Annotated in this window: 2 protein-coding genes; one reads left to right on the top strand and one right to left on the bottom strand. The window is 68.1% G+C overall.

The genetic code is table 11. The features are described 5' to 3' along the window. Nucleotides 1-649, top strand: a 649-nt coding sequence (locus ACDELDRAFT_RS22245) for a magnesium transporter CorA family protein (protein WP_040330625.1), incomplete at its 5' end; no start/stop codon positions are given. 45 nt (nucleotides 650-694) lie between these two features. Here the strand turns inward: ACDELDRAFT_RS22245 and ACDELDRAFT_RS22240 are convergent. Beyond that, nucleotides 695-1,345 carry a glutathione S-transferase family protein gene (locus ACDELDRAFT_RS22240; RefSeq protein ID WP_005801017.1) on the bottom strand — a complete coding sequence of 217 codons (651 nt, stop codon included), beginning with the start codon at nucleotides 1,343-1,345 and terminating at the stop codon, nucleotides 695-697. Nucleotides 1,346-1,663: the final 318 nt, after the last annotated feature.

Raw genomic sequence — 1,663 nt, 5'->3', positions numbered from 1 at the left:
CAGCCCTGCGTCGGGCGCGCGCCAGCCCACCAGTACGGCAGACCTGATGCTGCGCGTGGTCAACCTGATAGTGGACGGCTACCTCGACCTGCGCCGCGAACTCGCCCGCCAGCTCGACCACTGGCAGACCGAACTGCTCAAGCCCCGGGCGCGCTATGTGAACTGGAGCTCGCTGCTCGATGCGCGGCTGTCGCTGCACCAGCTCGACGAAATCTGCGAAGACCAGCGCACCGCCGTGCAGGACTGGATCGACGCGCTGGAAACCTGGGCCATGCCCGAAAGCAGCGCCGGCCAGCGCGACCTGGACCTGCTCAAGGTGCGCAGCCGCGACGTGCGCGAACACATCGAGCGCGTGGTGCACCACGTGCGCCGGCTGGAGCAGAGCACCGAGACCGCCGTGCAAATGCATTTCAGCGTGCAGAGCAACCGCACCAACGACATCATGCGCACCCTCACGGCGCTGACGGCGGTGTTCCTGCCGCTGAACCTGATCGCGGGTATCTTCGGAATGAACTTTGAGTACATTCCGCTCCTGCACAAGCAAGACGGTTTCTGGTGGGCCATGGGCTCCATGACCGCGATTGCCGCAGGGCTGGTCGCGCTGTTCTGGCGCAAGCGCTACCTGGCGCGCACCGGCGGCGGGCACTGAACCGGCCGCCTGGGGACGCCTGTACCACCGGCGCTGGCTGCGCTGTCACACAAACGGCGCCGAGAGCCCCTCGTTGTCGAGCACGCGCCGCACCGCGGGGCGCTCCAGCATGCGCTGCAGGTACGGCCCCAGGTGCGGTCGTGTCCGCGCCGCGCCCTGGGCGAAACCCCGCGTCCAACGGCACAGGGTGAACACATAGGCGTCGAGGGCGGTGTAGGCACCACCCATGAACCAGGGCCCTCCGTGGCGCGCCAGTTCGGCATCCAGCAGGTCCAGCAGCCCGCCGACGCGGCGCTGGGCATGGCCCTTGAGTTCGGCCACGCCGGCCGCATGGCCCTCGTCCATCCAGCGCTCAGGATAGAAATAGACGACAAGGGTGCTCTGCAACGTGTTGGTCAGCCACATGAGCCATTTGTAGAAGTGCGCGCGCTCGGCAGTGGCCAGGGCGGGCACCAGCCCCGCTTCAGGATGGGTGTCGCAAAGATGCAGGCAGATCGCGGCGGTTTCATACAGCACCAGACCGCCATCGGTGAGCGCCGGCAGCAGCCCGTTGGGGTTGATGCGCAGGTAGGCCGCCGAGCGGTGGTCGTTGCGGTTGGGGTCCACCAGCACGCGCTCGTAGGGCAGCCCCAGTTCCTCCAGCACGATGTGGGGCACCATGGCGGCGGTGCTGGGGGCGTAGTGCAGCAGGATCATGGCGGTCTCGCGGATCAGGAAGGCGGCGGGGCACGGCCGGCCAGGGGCGCGTGCAGACAGTGGCGCACCATTGTTCCATGCCAAGGTGGATGCACGGGCTTGGGCTACGATCAAAGCGTCATACCAGTTCCTTCTTTACATGGTGCCCCCGCCCTCGCGCAGCCCTTCGCCGCCGTTTCGCCCACTGGAGTTCACCGGCGCGGCCATGCTGTACCTGGTGGTGGCGGGGCTGCTGGCGGTTTCGGCATCCCCCCTGGGCCATCTGGCGCTGGTGCGCCCCGGCGCCGGCCTGGCCCTGGCGCTGCTGCTGATGGGAGG

Origin of the sequence: Acidovorax delafieldii 2AN, assembly GCF_000175235.1 — a bacterium.
Lineage (GTDB): Bacteria > Pseudomonadota > Gammaproteobacteria > Burkholderiales > Burkholderiaceae_C > Acidovorax > Acidovorax delafieldii_B.
This window is presented reverse-complemented; position numbering and strand designations above follow the sequence as displayed.